Annotated in this window: 21 protein-coding genes; 20 read left to right on the top strand and 1 reads right to left on the bottom strand. The window is 63.0% G+C overall.

The features are described from left to right. The first annotated feature begins 518 nt into the window (after positions 1-518). The 4 genes from ACESNG_RS02085 to ACESNG_RS02070 all read left to right on the top strand — a co-directional run bounded on the left by ACESNG_RS02085 (position 519) and on the right by ACESNG_RS02070 (position 3,205). On the top strand, positions 519-1,259 hold the full coding sequence (locus tag ACESNG_RS02085) for a hypothetical protein (protein WP_373067581.1): 741 nt from the start codon (positions 519-521) through the stop codon (positions 1,257-1,259). Next, positions 1,256-1,654 (top strand): hypothetical protein, encoded by a 399-nt coding sequence (locus ACESNG_RS02080; RefSeq protein WP_373067578.1) that lies wholly within the window; start codon positions 1,256-1,258, stop codon positions 1,652-1,654. The genes ACESNG_RS02085 and ACESNG_RS02080 overlap by 4 nt, the downstream gene beginning before the upstream one ends. Beyond that, positions 1,651-2,430, top strand: a complete 780-nt coding sequence (locus tag ACESNG_RS02075) for a hypothetical protein (RefSeq protein WP_373067576.1) — start codon at positions 1,651-1,653, stop codon at positions 2,428-2,430. The genes ACESNG_RS02080 and ACESNG_RS02075 overlap by 4 nt, the downstream gene beginning before the upstream one ends. Before the next feature lie 178 nt (positions 2,431-2,608). Next, positions 2,609-3,205: a hypothetical protein gene (locus ACESNG_RS02070; protein WP_373067573.1), complete on the top strand. Its 597-nt coding sequence runs from the start codon at positions 2,609-2,611 to the stop codon at positions 3,203-3,205. Here the strand turns inward: ACESNG_RS02070 and ACESNG_RS02065 are convergent. Then, positions 3,183-3,701, bottom strand: a complete 519-nt coding sequence (locus tag ACESNG_RS02065; protein ID WP_373067571.1) for a hypothetical protein — start codon at positions 3,699-3,701, stop codon at positions 3,183-3,185. The genes ACESNG_RS02070 and ACESNG_RS02065 overlap by 23 nt on opposite strands. On the opposite strand from ACESNG_RS02065, the gene ACESNG_RS02060 reads away from it, so the two are divergent. The 16 genes from ACESNG_RS02060 to ACESNG_RS01985 all read left to right on the top strand — a co-directional run. Continuing rightward, entirely contained in the window at positions 3,678-4,181 is a 504-nt protein-coding gene (locus ACESNG_RS02060; protein ID WP_373067568.1) for a hypothetical protein, read from the top strand. The genes ACESNG_RS02065 and ACESNG_RS02060 overlap by 24 nt on opposite strands. Positions 4,182-4,206: 25 nt before the next feature. Then, positions 4,207-5,718, top strand: a complete 1,512-nt coding sequence (locus tag ACESNG_RS02055) for a hypothetical protein (protein WP_373067566.1) — start codon at positions 4,207-4,209, stop codon at positions 5,716-5,718. Positions 5,719-5,729: 11 nt separating this feature from the next. Next, on the top strand, positions 5,730-6,986 hold the full coding sequence (locus ACESNG_RS02050; protein ID WP_373067563.1) for a hypothetical protein: 1,257 nt from the start codon (positions 5,730-5,732) through the stop codon (positions 6,984-6,986). A gap of 75 nt (positions 6,987-7,061) precedes the next feature. Continuing rightward, positions 7,062-8,711: a major capsid protein gene (locus tag ACESNG_RS02045; protein ID WP_373067561.1), complete on the top strand. Its 1,650-nt coding sequence runs from the start codon at positions 7,062-7,064 to the stop codon at positions 8,709-8,711. A 303-nt stretch (positions 8,712-9,014) separates the two neighbouring features. Continuing rightward, entirely contained in the window at positions 9,015-9,665 is a 651-nt protein-coding gene (locus ACESNG_RS02040) for a hypothetical protein (protein ID WP_373067559.1), read from the top strand. Between the two features lie 24 nt (positions 9,666-9,689). After that, positions 9,690-10,352, top strand: a complete 663-nt coding sequence (locus tag ACESNG_RS02035; RefSeq protein WP_373067555.1) for a glycosyltransferase family A protein — start codon at positions 9,690-9,692, stop codon at positions 10,350-10,352. Next, positions 10,352-10,963 (top strand): glycosyltransferase family 2 protein, encoded by a 612-nt coding sequence (locus ACESNG_RS02030; RefSeq protein ID WP_373067553.1) that lies wholly within the window; start codon positions 10,352-10,354, stop codon positions 10,961-10,963. Before ACESNG_RS02035 ends, ACESNG_RS02030 begins: the two co-directional genes overlap by 1 nt. Further along, complete coding sequence (locus tag ACESNG_RS02025) at positions 10,960-11,631, top strand: glycosyltransferase (RefSeq protein WP_373067550.1); 672 nt, start codon at positions 10,960-10,962, stop codon at positions 11,629-11,631. The genes ACESNG_RS02030 and ACESNG_RS02025 overlap by 4 nt, the downstream gene beginning before the upstream one ends. Beyond that, a complete protein-coding gene (locus tag ACESNG_RS02020) occupies positions 11,631-12,446 on the top strand; it encodes a glycosyltransferase family 2 protein (RefSeq protein ID WP_373067548.1) in 816 nt (271 codons plus the stop codon). Before ACESNG_RS02025 ends, ACESNG_RS02020 begins: the two co-directional genes overlap by 1 nt. After that, positions 12,443-13,108 (top strand): hypothetical protein, encoded by a 666-nt coding sequence (locus tag ACESNG_RS02015; protein WP_373067546.1) that lies wholly within the window; start codon positions 12,443-12,445, stop codon positions 13,106-13,108. Before ACESNG_RS02020 ends, ACESNG_RS02015 begins: the two co-directional genes overlap by 4 nt. Before the next feature lie 87 nt (positions 13,109-13,195). Beyond that, entirely contained in the window at positions 13,196-13,852 is a 657-nt protein-coding gene (locus ACESNG_RS02010) for a hypothetical protein (RefSeq protein WP_373067543.1), read from the top strand. Next, positions 13,849-14,250 carry a hypothetical protein gene (locus ACESNG_RS02005; protein WP_373067541.1) on the top strand — a complete coding sequence of 134 codons (402 nt, stop codon included), beginning with the start codon at positions 13,849-13,851 and terminating at the stop codon, positions 14,248-14,250. Before ACESNG_RS02010 ends, ACESNG_RS02005 begins: the two co-directional genes overlap by 4 nt. 69 nt (positions 14,251-14,319) lie before the next feature. After that, on the top strand, positions 14,320-15,036 hold the full coding sequence (locus tag ACESNG_RS02000) for a hypothetical protein (protein WP_373067539.1): 717 nt from the start codon (positions 14,320-14,322) through the stop codon (positions 15,034-15,036). A gap of 46 nt (positions 15,037-15,082) precedes the next feature. Beyond that, positions 15,083-15,766 (top strand): HNH endonuclease signature motif containing protein, encoded by a 684-nt coding sequence (locus ACESNG_RS01995; protein ID WP_373067536.1) that lies wholly within the window; start codon positions 15,083-15,085, stop codon positions 15,764-15,766. 90 nt (positions 15,767-15,856) lie between these two features. Further along, a complete protein-coding gene (locus ACESNG_RS01990; RefSeq protein WP_373067534.1) occupies positions 15,857-16,438 on the top strand; it encodes a hypothetical protein in 582 nt (193 codons plus the stop codon). After that, a partial coding sequence (locus ACESNG_RS01985; protein ID WP_373067532.1) for a hypothetical protein occupies positions 16,435-16,860 on the top strand: 426 nt, incomplete at its 3' end. The genes ACESNG_RS01990 and ACESNG_RS01985, both read left to right, overlap by 4 nt.

Here is a 16,860-nt window from a genome sequence, read left to right as displayed (position 1 = left end):
TCGATCCCCCACATCCCGTCGGCCCCGGCCGGCGACATCTCATTCAATCGCTCCTGGATGACCTGTTTGACTTCGGGCTGCTGCAGAAGCCATCGCATCATGCAGCCCCACCCGCCTTCTTCGCCGAACGTGTTCTTCAGCCTCAGAAGCTCTCTCTGCTCTGTAGCTCGTGTTCGGAAGGTTACGTGGAGTGTGAACTCTCTCTCCATGCAGAACAGGGTACACCGTGTGTAAACCTGATTCAAGATGCAAAGAGAGCCCCTCCGAAGCCTAGACGGATCGGAGGGGCTCAATCTAAGCAGGTCGCTGTCCAACGAACCGAGCTAGATCATAGCTCGGCTCACATAAGAAAGAAAGAGCCAAATGCCTGAGACCGTTCACCGACCAACTGTTCTCTCGTGGTGCGCCGACTGTCAGAAGTTCACAGCGCAACACCCACTTGACCACCTGGACGACGTCCACCCGCCCCAGTTCCCTGACGGCTCCCGAGCCCTTCCTGAGCGATTTGAGGTGGCGTCGTGACCTCCACGGGCCGGAGGGGCTACGTCGGCGTCGACCGTCGCTGGCTCAACAACCCAGACCTCAGCGACTCGGCTCTCAGGCTGATGTTGTGGCTTGACTCGCACTCGGACGAGTACCTGCAGGCCCTGAACATCCTGCGGACCTCAGAGGAGATCGGCTGGTCGCGCAATCGAGTGAAGCGAACGATGGAGGAACTCGAAGGCCTTGGGCTGATCTCAACCGAGCAGCTTTCACGTCAATACGGGGGAACCGTGACTCGAATCACCCTGCATTTGGACCCGTGGAGCGATGGTCCATCACGGACCAGCGCGATGGTCCACGGTGAAGCACGAGCGGTGGTCCACGGTGAAGCACGTACTACTAGCAATCCCAATACTGAGGAAAGCAATTTAGAAACCCCCCAACCCCCCAAGGGGGACGAGGTCGAAATCGTCGATGAGCGTCGAGCTGCATTCGACAGCTTCTGGCGGGTGTATCCCAGGAAGGCAGGTAAGCCTGTTGCCCTCCGATCCTTCATCAAGGCCATGAAGGAAGATTCACCGATAGCCATCGGCAACGGGACGATCGCGTGGGTGACCCATTGGGTTGACAGCGACACCGAACAGCAGTTCATCCCACACCCGAGCACCTTCCTCAATCAGAAGCGCTACAACGACGACCCGCCAGCCCCGGCGAGGAAGAAGCAATCATCCATCATGGATTCCATCAGCAAGATCAGAGAGCAAGATTCACAGTGACCGGCAACGAAGCAGCAGACATCGTCGAGTACCTCGTCGGCGCGTACCCGGGCACGTACTTCCAGGGGCCGACAGCGGAAGTGTTCGTCAACTCGTTGTCGGTGTCCGACTACGGGGTCGCGAAGAAAGCTGCGATCGAATGGGTCCAGTCGATGGACGTGTTCCCGACTGTGGCGCAACTGAACGGGACGATCCGACGGCTACGCGGTGCCAGCGAGCCCGCCGCCCTGCGCGAGCAGACGCAAGTCGCCACCAAGGAGCAGGCCCAGGGGGCGTTCCTCGGCGGCTACCGTGCAGCTCGATCCCAGGCCGGCGATTCCCGTGAGGAGATCGAAGCCAAGGCCGAAGCTCACAAAGAGCACTGGCCGTTCAAGATGACAGAGTCGTTGGCATGACACACACGAAAGCAGTCGTTCAGTATTCGGGCGGGGTCGGCTCCTGGGGCTCGGCGCTCCGGGCGGTTGAGCGGTTCGGGCGCGACAACGTAACCTTGCTGTTCGCTGACGTGCTGATGGAAGACGAGGACCTCTACCGGTTCCTAGAAGAGACCGAAGCCGACATTGGTATCGAGATCACCCGGCTCTCCGACGGGCGCAACCCGTGGCAGGTGTTTCGCGACGTGAAGTTCGTGGGCAACACCCGGATCGACCCGTGCTCGAAGATCCTGAAGCGCGACCTGTTGCGTCAGTGGATCGACGACCACTGCGACCCGGCCGAGACGCTCGTCGTGCTGGGCATCGACTGGACCGAGGACCACCGGCTCCACCGGGCCGCTCCACGCTGGGAACCGTTCACGCTGTGGGCCCCTCTCTGCGACGAGCCGTACATCGACAAGGTCGACCTGGTGGAGGAGCTGAAGGCGCGTGGGGTCCAGATCCCCCGGCTTTACACGATGGGGTTCCCGCACAACAACTGCGGCGGCTTCTGCGTGAAGGCCGGTCAGGCCCAGTTCAAGAAACTGCTCGACGAGATGCCTGAGCGCTACAAGTTCCACGAGCAACAAGAGCAGGAGACTCGAGTCCACCTCGGCAAAGACGTTGCCATCCTCCGGGATCGCCGGGGCGGCACGACCAAGCCGATGACATTGAAGGCCTTCCGGGAACGCATTGGCGTGGACGACACCGACTACGACGCCGAGGAGTGGGGCGGGTGCGGATGCGCGATCGACTGACTCGCGACGAGGAGCTGGCATGACATTCTTCTACCTCGGCACACACATGCCCCACTGGCTCAGGGACTCGACGGTGCCGCTGTTCATTTCGCACCGCCGCTTGGACCGCTATTCGGGTCCCTGTCCGCGAGCGGCGTGTCGGTGGGCGCTTGACTCAGGAGGGTTCACCGAACTGTCCATGTTCGGTGCGTGGCGCACCACCAGTTCGGAGTATGTCGACGCGTGCCATCGCTACATCGACGAAGTCGGCATGATGGACTGGGCAGCCCCGCAGGACTGGATGTGCGAGCCGTTCATCACGGCGAAGACGGGACTCACGATCGAGGACCATCAACGCCGAACGCTCGACAACTTTCACCTTCTTCGCCGGATGGCCCCGGGGGTGCCGTTCATCCCCGTCTTGCAGGGCTGGGAGCAGGCTGACTACGAGCGCCACATGGGCATGTACGAAGCGGACGGCATTGATCTGACCGCCGAGCCCACGGTTGGGATCGGGTCGGTGTGCCGCAGGGAGTCCACCGACGAAATCGGGGCTATCTGCAAGATGGTTTCCGATGCCGGGATTGGCCTGCACGGTTTCGGAGTGAAGGGGGCGGGGGTTCGCGGGTACGGCCGCTACATGAAATCTGCGGACTCGATGGCCTGGAGCCGCAGGGGCAGAAACATCCGACCGTGCCCGCACAGCAGCGCCGCATCCTGCGGGAATTGCCGCCCACACGCCCTCGCCTGGAGGCAGCGCATTGTCGACAAGATCAGCGCGCAAGCCAGCTCTTGAGCGCCTCGAGCACGTACGGGTTCAGATCTTCGGGGCGGAACTCCATTAGCGAACCCGCCCGGTTGTCGGCCGCGGTGTAGCGAGCGGTGAGCGGGTCGACCTTGCGCTGGTTACTGCTCCAGTGCCGGGCCGACGCCTTCGCCTGTTCGACGGTGGTGCTCGGCCCGATCTCGCCCGAGTCCAACGCCTGAACCAGACGGCCCTGGGCGTACGGAGCGAGGGCGTACATCGCCTGCCACGGCCGGGGAAGCTGCGCCAACTTCTCGGCCGGCAGCTCCCGGTAGGCGACGAAGATAGCGATCAAGCGTCGCGCCTTGTCGATACCGAACGGCAACCGCTCGTTCACCCAGGCGTTGAAGTTGCCGGGGTCCAAGGTCTTCGCCTCCCACAGCAACTCGCCAACCCGAAGGCACATGCGGTCCACGGTCTCGTACACCTCGGTCTCGATCTGGTCGATGCGTGACGTACTGTCGTGGAGGTGAACGACGTTGCTCATGAGACCGAAGCTAGCCAGATCGACCTGGCCGGGTATCGCTCCTGTCGCAACGAACACTGCGGTGCGTTGGTGCTGCTCGAGATCACGTACCGCACCGACGGGCTGTGCGTCGAATGCTTCCGGGGCCATCTCGGCTCGAAGATCGCCGAGGTCGAGGTGCGCTCACGTTCCCGCAACATCACGCTGCGACGCCAGGCCCGAAACAAGACGCCGGACAAAGGGAACCGGGCAACGAAGCAGGCGTCGACGAACGCCGCAACGATGGCCACCAACCGGTTGCGGCAACTATTCCCCGACCTCTACAGCATCCTGCTCGCCGAGGAACGCGCCCGGTTTGGACTGGACCCGTTCCCACTCGAGCGGGTCATCCACCAGCCCGACAGCATGACGGCATCGGAGATCATCGACTTCGCGCGCGTCTATGATGCTTTGGATGAGCAGGGAGTGGATCTAAATGCCTCTGAAGCAGCGTCCCCCTGATCAACTCTCGTCTGCGTCCATTGCGTTGGACATCGACAACGAGAGAAACGATGGCGCCTACCTGCGGTCCACGGTGGCAACCGGACGCAACGCCGGGCGCGAAGCATGGAACTGGCACGACAAGATCGGCGAAGTCCACTATGCGATTTCGCGCACCGGCCGAGTCGCTGGCTACACGCGCTTCTACGCCGCCCGTTTCGCCCCGAACGGCGAGGTAGAAGAAATCCTAGAGACTGGCCCAGCAGCCGAGGCGGCTATGTCGATCTACTCCGTCTACGGCGGGGTGCGTGGTTTCGTTGAGCGGTACTACACGCTGCTCAAGGTTCCTGGCGACATGTATCTCACCGAGATGCTGGACGCCAGAGGCGAGTTCGACGGGTACCACCTGGCGTCGCCCGACGAGTTGGACGTGGCGTCGTTTTCCCGCTGGGGCAACAGGCGCGACACGATCAAGTCGATTCGCCTCACCACGGTTCCCGGCTCGACCGGCACCGACACCGAGGCGGTGCAGCCGTTCTCAAAGGAGCTGAAGCCCTCGCAGCTCCTTGGCCGAATCTGGTCGCCGTCGAAGCGTTGGGTGGATCTCCCCGAGTCAGCCCTCCAGGCGCTCGACACCGAATGCCAGGTACTGCACGACCTGACACTGTCGATGAAAGCGCAGCTCCGTTCGCGTTTCGCCCTCGCTGGGATCCTGTTCCTGCCGCCAGGCGTATCGATAGCAACAACGTCTAGGGGGCGCGGGCGCGTCGGCGGGCAGTTGACGGAACCGACGCTGGACCTACTGCTTGCAGCCATGACGAAGAACGTGAGGACGTACGACGACGCCACCACGCTGCTGCCGATCATCCTCAAGGGAACGAGCGCCGATGACGGCGAGAAGATCAAGCACATCATCCTTGATCGAGCCATCTTCGAGACCGACTTAACACTCCGCAAGGAGCTGATCGGTCGCATCCTGCAGTCGCTGGACTCCAACCAGGACAGCGTCCAAGGCACAGCCATCCAATCGCACTGGAACGCATGGTCGGCGGCCGACGACGAACGGCGTGTTGCCGTTGGGCCTGATATCGAATCGCTGTGCTGGTCGCTTACCCGGCTGGTCATGCAGCCAGCGCTGGAGAGGGCCCGCCTCCAGAATCGGCCGGTCCGCGATCCGGGCAACATCGGCATCTGGTTTGACTTGACCCGAGCTGCCACCAAGTCAAACCCGCAAGAGGACGCACGTCAAGCATGGGATCGTGTCCTGATCGGCGACAAGCCGCTGCGGCGCATGTCCGGGATCTCCGAGACCGACAAGCCGGACGGCGACGAGAAAGTGCGCGGCGTGGGGCGGATGGTGAAGAACCCGATGTTGATGCTCTACGGTACGCCTGAGTACGACAAGATCGACTGGGAAACAGTGTCGAAAATGCCGAGTGAACCGGGCCCAGCACCCGACTCGCCGGCCGACACACCTGAATCTGGCCCGGGGCAAGGGCAGCCCGGGAGCCCAGACGAAACAGAGACGGACACCCCACGGACCCAGCGTCCAGTCTGAAGGAGACAACGATGAAGAAGCAGTACGGCGCCAGGAAGATGACGAAGCCCAAGGGCATGTCCCGACCGATCTTCTTCCCTGCGCTTGGCTTCATGGACCTGAAGACCGGTGACGGTCGGCTCCTTGAGTCCGTCGGTGGCGGCACGCGCGATCTTCCCCAGACCATCTGGGGCCAGTTCCAACAGAGCGGCGGCCATGACGGCGCAGTGGTCATCGGCTCGCTACAAGAGGTGACGATGAACGACGACGGCGTCATCTCCGCATCGGGTTGGTTGCTCGACGACGCCAACGGCCAGCAGGCAATCACCTACCTCGAGACGCAGTCGATGCGTGGCAACTCGATTGATCTCGCCGACACCACGGTGGAGTACGAGTTTTCCGACGACTATGAAGACGTCACGATCAAGTTCACCGCATGGAACGTCGCCGGCACCACGCTCGTCGGCCGACCGGCGTTCAGTGGCGCGTACGCCTCGCTTGACGAGGAGCTGGTCGCATCCTGGTTCTCGTCCGAGGACCCGCTGGTTGTCGAGATGCCGATGATCATCAACATTCTGTCGACGCCAGCCGTCGAGTTGGTGGCCGACGGCTCAAAGCGTCCGTCGTGGGATCTGTTCCATCAGGTCGAGGCGGCCACCCCGCACAAGATTCTGGTCGGCGAGGAAAACGCTGACGGCTTCGTCCCGGTCTGCGGTCATCTGGCGCTGTGGAACACATGCCACGGCGCGTACGCCGAGTGCATGATCGTTCCCCGCCCGAACGACAACTACGCAGGCTTCAACGGTCCCGGCGTACTCACCGACAAAGGCATCGTGTCGACCGGCCCGATCTTCGCCACCGGTGGGCATCCGAAGCCCGGCGAGCTGCAGCGCAAGTCCGTGGCCGAAGCGTACGGCGGCATTGAGAACGCGTGGGCTGACGGTCGCGTCGTTGCTGGCGTTCACGGCCCCTGGTTCTCTGGCTACGTGCGCCCCGGCACTGAGGACGAGATCGTCATCGCCGCACGCGCCTCGAAGGTTTCGGGCCACTGGCTTGGCGGCTCGTTGAAGGCGATCGTCTCAGTGAACTGCCCGGGCTTCGAGGTCCCATCCGAAGGGTTCTCGCTCGCCGCTGATGGCAGCGTCCTAGAACTCGTCGCATCCTTCTCGTGTCCCGAGGAAGAACTGGCGCTCGATGAGCCGTATGGCGAAGACGACGCCAATGATCCCGTGTTCGACATCGACTTGCTGCGGCTGGCGATGGCGGCGCAGGATCTCGCTTCCGAGTGAACCACTTGCGTTATTCACCGTCCGCCAGCAACAGTATCCAACTAGCACTGATCGAAAGCCCAGGAGGCGCCCGAAATGTTCCCAACAATCCCCGCTGATTGGAAGACCCTCTCCGCCACGGAACTCCGCGCACTTGCCGCCGAGATCCGCACCGCCTTTGAGGCACTCCCCGCAGAACCGGACGCCGAGACTCGTGCTTTGGCGCTCGCTGCGGTCGACACCCGCAAGGAACTGCTCGCCGAGGCCAAGGCCAAGGATGCGCTCGCCTCGATCAGCATGAGCGAAGACGAGGACGCTGAGCCTGTCGTCGAGCCGGTTGTCGAACCAGTTGTCGAGCCCGCCGTCGAAGCGGACGCCGCAGCCGAGCCGGCCGTCGAGCCCGCAGCGGAAGAGCTTGACCTGGCTGACAAGGCCCCGGTCCGCAAGCCAGGTACCTCCGTCGACCTGGGTGCCAAGCCCGATGGCGAAGTCGCCCCGGCCCTGCGTCCCGATCAGGTCTTCATGGCCGACGAGGTCGCCAACGCTTCGCCTGGCTCGAAGTTCGGTTCATGGGCGGACGTCACCAATGCGCTGCTCGAGATGGGGCAGAGCGTCTCGCCCTCCTCGACCCGCAAGCACTACGTCGGTCACGTCAAGGGCAACTTCACCGAGGCGATGCAGCTCGGCCCGAACATGGTGGACAACCTCCGCATGTTCGAGCGCAACGAGCTGACCGCAGCGTTCTGCGCCCCACCGACCCCGGTGTACGACATGGCCTGCATGAACACCGATCGTCGCCCGGTGCGTGCCAGCCTGCCGCAGTTCCGCCCGGATGCACGCGGTTCGGTCAGCATCTTCCCGTCGCCGTCGCTTGCCGACATCACCAGCCAGGACGGTGGCGTCGGAACCTGGACGTCAGACGACGACGACTCGATCGGCAGCACGGACCCGTCAGTCAAGGAATGCGCCATCATCGAGTGCGGGACCCCGACCGTCTACAGCCTCTACGGCGTGTGGCGCTGCTTGACCATCCAGAACCTGCTCGCAATGACCTTCCCCGAGCTGGTCGAGGCATGGCTGAACCGGCTCGCCGCCGCACACGCCCGGCTCGCCGAGACGCAGCTTCTCGAAGCGATGGGCACCGAGGCCACAGCGGTCACCGGTGAGACCCTGGGCTACGGCGCAGCGGTCAGCGTCTCCACGCAGCTTCTCGAAGTGCTCACCCTGCACCAGGAGCGTGAGCGCTGGGATACGGACGGCATGGAAGCATGGATGCCTCGCTGGATCCGCTCCGCCATGAAGATGGACATCATGCGTCGCCGCAACACGAGCGGTAGCATGCAGGTCCCGACCGACGAGGCCATCGACCAGATGTTCCGCAGCATCGGCGTGAACCCGCACTTCTTCATCGACACCCCGACCTGGGCGGCCTCGGTCGGCCCGGTGTCGAGCGGTGGGGCGAAGGGCAACGTGCCCGACACGATGGACATCCTGCTTGCCCCTCGCGGCAAGTTCGGCGTCATGGACCGGGGCCAGCTCAACATCGGCGTCACCGGCAACAACATCTACCGGGACAACTCGTCGAACGCGAGCAACCAGTTCACGATGTTCTTCGAGAACTTCGAGGGTGTCGTGAACACCGACTCCTGCCCGGCCTACCTGCTTGAGCTGCCGAACCTGTGCTACAACGGCGTCCAGATCGACGATCTGGCCATCGCCTGCGACGGCGCCGCTGCTGGCACCTGATCCATAACTTCAAGAAGTCCATCGAATGGGGCCGGGTCGCATCGTCGGCTCGGCCCCTTTCGCGTGTGAAAGGATGAATAGATGCAGAACATGGAAATCCCGATTCAGCTCCCGTTTCCAGCGCTTCGCACTGGCGGCCTATTCTTCGACGTCGCCACGCCGCTGAACCTCAGCTACAGCGGACGTGACCGGACCGGCGTGGGCGTTGTCCACGTTCCCTTCGGCTGCGACCCGATGTTTGCGGGACCCTCCGAGGCCTGTTCGACCATTGACGTCGATGGTATTTTCACGGGAGGTACGGGCTTGGAGCCGAAGGACGCAGCCATCCGCGACTACCCGGATTCGGTTATTCACCCGGCATTCAAGGTCGTGGACGGCTTGCGTTGCAGCGCGCTGTCGCTACCGAACGCCGAAGGTGACGGGGTGGCCACGCTGGAAGATCGGCTCCAAGCGAGGATGCGCGTACAGCTCTCCAAGATGGCAATAGCAGAACTCGTGTCCGGCGAAGTGTCTGGCGGCCCATCTCTGGTTCTCGGCACTGCTTTGCCGGCGTCGGCCAGCATTGCGAGAGCAGCGATCAACGTCGAGTCTTGGCTCGCCAGCGTCCTGCATAACGGCCTCGGTGTCGTGGTGATTCCCATCGGGCTCATTCCAGCAGCCGTCGAGGCAGGATGGGTGAACCTGTCGACGATGACGACGGCCACCGGCCATAGCGTCATCGCCGACGCCGGTTTTACGGGCGACCCGTCAAACCCCACGGACGGGACGCCTTCAGCGTTCACTGTGTTCGGCCTTGCCATGCCCGCCTACGCCTCGGCGAACCCGGTCTTTCTCGAGGTGGCATCCGGCACATCGCATGTCAACATCACCAACAACGACGTTTCGCAGATCGTTGAAACGTACATGCAGGTGGCGTTTGACCCATGCACCGTCGGTAAGACCTTGGTCTCCTGACCCAGATCGCATTACGATGCGCCGATGGCCGATCTCGTCATTCTGATTCCGGCGCTCGGCAGGCCGGACACCATCGAGCCGGTATTGCGATCGATCAAGCAGACCTGCGAAGCCACCGTGCTGTTCCTGCTCACCGTGGGCGACTACGCAGTCGAAACCGAAGTGCATCGACTTGGAGCCGAAAGCCTTCGGTCTCGTCCCCGAGCGACCGGCGACTACGCCAACAAGATCAACACTGGCTTCCATGCCACTACGGAGCCGTTCGTGTTTCTCGGAGCCACCGATCTGCGGTTCCATCCCGGCTGGTGGGAAGCAGCGTTCGCCGTACTGCAGCATCCAGCCAACGTCGGTGTTGTCGGCACCAACGATCTGAACTCTCGTCGCGGCCCTCGCAGGCAGCACTCGACCCATTCGGTGGTGAGGCGCTCGTACGTTGACGAGTTTGGCACGATCGACGAACCGGGACTGATCCTTCATGAGGGCTACGTTCACGAGCACTGCGACGACGAAATGATTGGCACCGCCAAGTTTCGTAGCCAGTACCACTGGTGCGAAGGCTCCGTCGTGGAGCACCTTCACCCGGTCTGGGGGAAGGCCCCGAACGACGCGATGTACGCAGCCAGCGAAAAGCGCATGGGGCGAAGTCGCCCGATATACAACAAAAGGAAGAACTTGTGGGGGCAGTAATGGACGTGACCGTGATAGTTGCGACGTTCGGGGACCAGTCGTGGCAGGAGATCGCCTTTGCCCACGCCATCCCGTCAGCCGAAACGCAGGCTCCCACGGTCTCGTTCCACGCTCCGGCCGAGGTCTTGTCGCTCGGCGACTGCCGCAACAGGGCCATCGATTTCCACGACCCGAAAGGCTGGCTGTGCTTCCTTGACGCCGACGACCAGCTTGCTCCTGGCTACCTGGCCTTCATGGAGCAGGCGTACAGCGGCGACGAGACAGAACTCCTGATCCCTGCGGTCCAGTATTTGGTCGGCGCCACAAAGCGTGGGGCGGCGAAGACGTTTAGCGATCGAGACATCGACGTGATGAACCCGTGCCCGATTGGCACACTGATCCACCGTGACGTCTTCGAGGACGTCGGCCGATTCTGGGATGAGTCGGCGTGGGAGGACTGGTCGCTGTTCCGTCGCGCCACCCTCGCCGGCTCGAAGCTGAAGTTCGTTGCCGAAGCCGTCTATCGAGCCCAACTGAACCGCAACGGAAGGAACTCCACCGTGAGGGACCCGAAACGCCTGCACGCGAGCATCATCACCTCGCACGACCGTTGGCTCAAGGATCGAGCGTGAGCATTGCATTGCTTGTGATCACAGATGGGCGCGAAGAATACCTGCGCCGAACCGTCGCCTCAGCCGAGGCCAACCTGCTTCCGTCGGAGGAGATCGCAGAGCGCTGGATGTTCGACGACACCGGTGACGACGACTATCGAGCGGACCTTGCCAACGAGTTCCCTAGGTTCCGGGTGTTCGGGTGCGGCGGCCGGCGGGGATTCGGTGGAGCTATTCGGGCCGCGTGGGCATCGCTGCGCCTGCACAGTAAAGCCGAATACGTCTTCCACCTAGAATGCGACTTCACGTTCAACCGGGCAGTCAACCTTGACGACATGCAGGACCTCCTTGGAATACGGCCGAACCTTGCCCAGGTGGCACTGCGACGCCAACCGTGGAACGACGAGGAACACAGGGCCGGGGGGATCGTCGAGCAGCACCCAGAGTCGTACGAGGAGACGAGGTTCTTCAACCTCGCCTGGCTGGAGCATTCCAGGTTCTTCACGACCAACCCGTGCATGTACCGGCGTGAGCTGATGAGCCTGCGGTGGCCAGAGGGCGCTCAGAGCGAAGGAATGTTCGGACTCGCGCTCAAGGCGAGTGGGATGAACTTCGCCTACCTCGGTGCTCGGGACTCGAGCCCATGGGTGCATCACATCGGCGACGAGCGCGTCGGCTCGGGCTACTGATGGCTGTCGTTGGCGTGTCGATGGTGCGGGACGAAGCGGACATAATCCCGGCCGTAATCAAGCACATGTGGAGCCAGGTCGACGCGCTGCTCATCGCAGACAACGGCTCAATCGATGGCACCCGGGAGATGCTGGAGGCGATGATGGGCTCGTCGACGATCCCGTTCGTCGTGGTCGACGACAGCGAGGTCGGCTACTACCAGTCGCGCAAGATGACCGGGCTCGCAGCCATAGCGAGAGACCTATTCGAGGCGGAGTGGATCGTCCCGTTCGACGCCGACGAAATCTGGACCCACGTCGGCGGATGGCCGCTCAAGGACGTGCTCCCCGGGCTGAAGCACGACATCATCCACGTCCCCCTGTTCGACCACGTCGCCACCGGCGCGCTTGACAGTGAGCCGATCGGCCGGATGGGGTGGCGCAGGCCGCAAGCCGCACCATTGCCGAAGACGTGCTTTCGGTGGAAGCCCGAGCTAACGATCGGTATGGGCAACCACGACGTTCGCATCGAGGAGGAGATCCGGCAGGGCACGACAATCCCAGGGCTGATGATCCACCACTTCCCGTACCGCTCGACCCGCCAGGTCATCACCAAGATCCGCAACGGCGCCCAGGCCTACGCCGCCACCGATCTCCCGGACGTCTACGGTGGCCACTGGCGTGGCTGGGGCAGCATCTTGGAGGCCGAGGGTGAACCGGCGATCGAGAAGCTGTTCCGCAAATGGCATTGGCGCGAGTTCCCGGAACGCAAGCTGACCATCGACGGCGAGTCCCAGCCGGCCCTAGTGTTCGATCCTGTGAAGCTGGGCGTGTGAGCGTCGACATCATCATTCCGGCCGCAGGGGAGTGCGTATACCGGGCTGCTGCGCTCACCTACGTCTCTAGACGCTGGATGGATCTCGGCTTCGACGTCAAGATCGGTGAAATGTGGGGGCCGTGGTGCAAGGCGCTGGCAGTTGCCGACGCGCTTGAGCGCTCGACCGCTGACGTCATCGTCATCCACGACTCCGACTCGTGGTGCCCTGACACCCCTGCCGCCGTCGAAGCCGTTCAGGCGGGCTCGGCGTGGGCATGTCCGTTCGCGATGGTGAAACGCCTGCGCGCCAACGTCACCGAGGACGTCCTCGCTGGCGCACCGCTCTCCGGTTTGCCCACCATGCCGCCGCATCGCGCCGTTCCGGGAGGTGGGGTCGTCGTCATCACTCGAGACCTGTACGACCGGGTGCCGCTGGACCCCCGATTCGTTCTGTGGGGCTTTGAGGACATCGCGTGGGGAATGGCGCTGCGAGCCACGGTCGGCCCGGCACAGTGCTTCACCGGGGACCTGTGGCACCTTTTTCACCCACCGGCCTCGAAAGATCAGTCCCCTGAGAAGCGGGTGGCGTCGGCGCTTCGGGCCCGTTACGCGAAGGCGATGAGGAACGCAGACGACATGCGCCAGATCATCTCCGAAGCAAGAGAGGCTCTCGCCGCCTAGTGGTACTCTCGGCGCATGGTATATCTGCTCCGAGAGGCCTGCGAGCCCTTTGCTCTGCCGGGAGACATCACATGCGACTGCGAGGGCTTGACCCAAAGCCAGCTCGAGGAAATCATCGCCCAAGCTACCGATGCCTTGGTGGCCGTTTCTGGCTTCACCTACCGTGGCGTGTGTACAGAATCGTTTCGACCGCGTGGTGGCGAGCAATGCTGGTGCTCGCTGGCCGCAAACTGTGGATGCTCGCCGCTACGTGGCTTCACGGTGCCGTCGCCGGTCGCCCTCGACACGGCGGGCGACCCAGCAATCACGGTGTGGATCGACGGCGTCGTGATGGACGAATGGGCGCTTGTCGACGGCGACTTCCTGATTCGTACCGACGGCAAGCAGTGGCCCGGCTGCCAGAACCTGGGGCTCGCTGATTTGGCGCTTGGCACTTTCGTCGTCGAAGTGACCTACGGCGACGAGCCTTCGATCATCGCCCGCAACGCCGTGGTCGAGATCGCCTGCCAGTTCATGAAGCGCAACCCGAACGACTCGCGCCGTCTGCCGTCGAATACCACGTCAGCTTCAGCCCAAGGCGTGACGATCACGCTCGAGACACTGCAGTCCGAGATCAAGACAAGGTCGTTCATGCTGCCGTGGACCGTGAGATTCATGACCGTGTACTCGCCGGACGCTCGCAACCAGGCGTTCGTCTACAGCCCCGAAATCGACGACGGCTTCCGGCTCCATCAGGTCCGATGAAGCGAACCCCGCTGAAGCGATCGCCGATCGTTCGCAAGACCCCGCTCGTTCGCACCCAACCGTCGAAGCCGAACCGCAAGGGCAGTCCACGGACCTCGGTGGAGTTTTCTGAGAACACCAGACGCAAGGCGCGCATCCGGGCCAACTTTTCCTGCGAATCCACCAACTGCCGCAACCCGCCAACCCAGCATCATCACCGTCGAATGAAAAGCCAGGGCGGCATCGGGCAGCTAGTCAACGACCACCTCGTCTGCCCGGAGCACCACCGCCAGATCCACGACAACCCGGACTGGGCGTACCGTCACGGGCTGCTCGTCAGGAGCCACAACGAACCGGTCAACGTGCCTGTCTACCCTGGCTGCTCACTGGACTGCCAGGAGAATCACGTCAACCAGTGACTGAGCCGTTGGACAATCAGCTATTCGACGCGTGATGATGTGAGAAACCTCTGAAAGGACGATTCCAACATGGCATCAGCACTCCCGGGCGACATCTGCGTCGGCCAGCACTCCGTCTGCCTGCTGCGCGCCGCCCAGCTCAACGCCGACTGCACGCCAGTCAGTGGAGCGGACGCCGGCATCATCACTCCAGGCATCATCACCGCCACGGCAACGCCTGAGTTCATCGACGGCGCAAACTTCGAGCCCGTCAACGGCTGCGGCGACATCGCGTGGACGTACGAGACTCGCAACAAGATCCGCCGTTACACGGTGGCTGGCGAACTGACCTACTTTGACCACGAGGCGATGGCCTTGCTGTTCGGCGGCCAGCTTGTGGTCGGTCGCGCCGGCACCCCGTACCCCGCCAAGAACATCGGCTGGGCATCGCCCTGGTACACCGATGACGACCCGGGCAACGTGTACCTCGAGTTCATCGTCAAGACGGCCGCCGAAGGCGTCGGCGACTGCACGACACCAGGCGACCCATTCCCGCCCTACGTCGGACACATCTTCCCGAAGGCGACGTTGGTCCCCGGCGATCGCACGTTCGAGTTCGATGCTGCGACCCTGACCTTCGACGGCTTCTCGGTCTCAAACCCGAACATCGGCATCGGCCCGTGGGGTGACTGGCCCGGCGTCGGCAACATCCCGAACACCGGCTACATCCAGGTGTCGTACTCGCAGGCCGAGTACGACGACATGCTGGCGCTCGCAGCGTGCGGCCATCAGCCAGTCAGTACGTGACCGACACGGGTTGGATTGTCCGCAGTCGCCCCCCTACAATGGGGCCGTGACGAAAAGACAGACAGACCCCCTTGAGCGATTCACGACTCGATTCAACCGGTCCACCCCTGACAATTGTTGGGAGTGGACCGGTGCGCGTAACGCCTCCGGTTACGGGCAGTTCTGGCCGCACGGCAGGGAAGGCGGCAAGCGCTACGCTCACCGATTCTCCTACGAGCACTTCGTTGGGCCCATCCCGGACGGTATGCAAGTTGATCACCTCTGCGAAAACCCCTGGTGCGTGAACCCAGCGCACCTTGAACCAGTGAGCGGGCTCATCAACATGCGCCGCTCTCGCGGTTGGACGCAGGACGGTTTGGACGGTGAGTGGCGATGCGGACGGGGCCACCCCCTAGAGGGCGACGGCAAGCTGAAGTGCAGGAAGTGCTCCGCCGAGACAAGGGCCGCTCGCGCCGCCACCGAGTATCGACCAGCAGCCACCTCGAGCAAGTACAACGCCACCTTGGCTCGGGGGGCCAAGATGAGGGAGTTCCTCTCATTGCACCCGGGCTTGGAGGCCGAAGCGTCCCAGGTGGGCTTGGTCGCTTGCGGGGCGCGTCTGCGGTCGGGCTGGGAGTACGACGGAGAGGGGTGGGTGAGACCTGATGGCTTGCGCGTCCCGTTCGGATTCGGGGTGGTGCGGCGTCAGCGTTCCGAGAACCGCTACAGAGATCAGCCAGTCTCAACCTGATCCTGAAAAGAAAAGCTCACTCCCACGAGTGAAGCGCAACGCCCGCAGGTCCGCCGCCTGCGGGCGTTGCCGCGTAGTACGGTCTAAGCCATGCTCCCTTACGGCAACGGCTGCACCCCGGACGGCGAAGTTGTGTGCTCGTCGATCTTCACGGTCGGCGAGTCCATCCTCAACGTGGCCTTGACGGCGATCAACGGCTACCCGTACGCCGACGCCTGCGATGCCCCAATGGTCGAGGGGGTAGTGACGATCGGGCGTGCCGTCGGATATGAACCCGACATGGTCACCGTCGCCCTTCAGAACTTCGGCCCGTCGCCGCGATCCCGTGACGACCGAGGCAACCTGCCGAACCGAGTCATGTGGCGAGCGACGTGGCAGATCCAGCTTGTGGAATCCGGCTGGCTCACTTTCCTCGAGGCCGGCGATGATGAAATAGTGATGGCCCCGTCCGAGCTGATCCACGCGAACGCCGCCTACTCGTACAGCCACGCCGAAATGATGTACCGGGCACTTGCCAGCGCCGTGCTTGGCCGGAACATCCCAGGCGCCTGCGAGGACAACGGCTGCTTCGCTGATCTTGGCGATCTTGTGCCCATCGATCCTGATGGCCACACGGTTGGTTGGGAGACCTCTTGCTCGGTGGAGATCGACATCTCGAAAAGCTGCTCATGAAAGCCACAGCGCAACTCGTCAATGGCGCCGAGGCCAAGAGGTTCATCAGCCGCCAGGCGAGCGAGATCGTGCGACGCAAGGCCGTGCGTGCCAGCGACGAGATGGTGAAGTTGGCGAATAAGGAGATGAAGTCACTGTTCGACCTGAACCGTCCGGGTTCTCGTCGCCGTTCACCTGGCTCAACTCGCGCCGCCAAAGCCCTCCAGCCGACGATAAAGGGCAGAGAGTTCCCGCTCACCGTCGGCTATCGCGTCGTCGGGGGTGATGACGTCGTGGCCCGAATCATTTTCATGAACTTCGGCACCCGAGCCCACGAGATAAGGCCGTCAGGGAAGTGGCCAAACCGGAAAGCGTTGGGCCCACCACAGCGTTTGGCGTGGCTGCAGGACGGCAAGTGGACCAAGGTGCCGTCCACCTTCCAT

Origin of the sequence: Gemmatimonas sp., assembly GCF_041689975.1 — a bacterium.
Classification (GTDB): Bacteria; Gemmatimonadota; Gemmatimonadetes; order Gemmatimonadales; family Gemmatimonadaceae; genus Gemmatimonas.
The sequence above is the reverse complement of the archived record's forward strand: the minus strand, read 5'-3'. Positions and strand labels throughout refer to the sequence as shown.

Bases quoted from the DNA above. Each gene is read 5' to 3' on its own strand.
- ACESNG_RS02035 (WP_373067555.1), top strand. From the start codon at position 9,690: ATGGCCGATCTCGTCATTCTGATTCCGGCGCTCGGCAGGCCGGACACC.
- ACESNG_RS02065 (WP_373067571.1), bottom strand. From the start codon at position 3,701: ATGAGCAACGTCGTTCACCTCCACGACAGTACGTCACGCATCGACCAG.
- ACESNG_RS02005 (WP_373067541.1), top strand. From the start codon at position 13,849: ATGAAGCGAACCCCGCTGAAGCGATCGCCGATCGTTCGCAAGACCCCG.
- ACESNG_RS02000 (WP_373067539.1), top strand. From the start codon at position 14,320: ATGGCATCAGCACTCCCGGGCGACATCTGCGTCGGCCAGCACTCCGTC.
- ACESNG_RS02070 (WP_373067573.1), top strand. From the start codon at position 2,609: ATGTTCGGTGCGTGGCGCACCACCAGTTCGGAGTATGTCGACGCGTGC.
- ACESNG_RS02050 (WP_373067563.1), top strand. From the start codon at position 5,730: ATGAAGAAGCAGTACGGCGCCAGGAAGATGACGAAGCCCAAGGGCATG.
- ACESNG_RS02045 (WP_373067561.1), top strand. From the start codon at position 7,062: ATGTTCCCAACAATCCCCGCTGATTGGAAGACCCTCTCCGCCACGGAA.
- ACESNG_RS02030 (WP_373067553.1), top strand. From the start codon at position 10,352: ATGGACGTGACCGTGATAGTTGCGACGTTCGGGGACCAGTCGTGGCAG.
- ACESNG_RS01990 (WP_373067534.1), top strand. From the start codon at position 15,857: ATGCTCCCTTACGGCAACGGCTGCACCCCGGACGGCGAAGTTGTGTGC.
- ACESNG_RS02020 (WP_373067548.1), top strand. From the start codon at position 11,631: ATGGCTGTCGTTGGCGTGTCGATGGTGCGGGACGAAGCGGACATAATC.
- ACESNG_RS02075 (WP_373067576.1), top strand. From the start codon at position 1,651: ATGACACACACGAAAGCAGTCGTTCAGTATTCGGGCGGGGTCGGCTCC.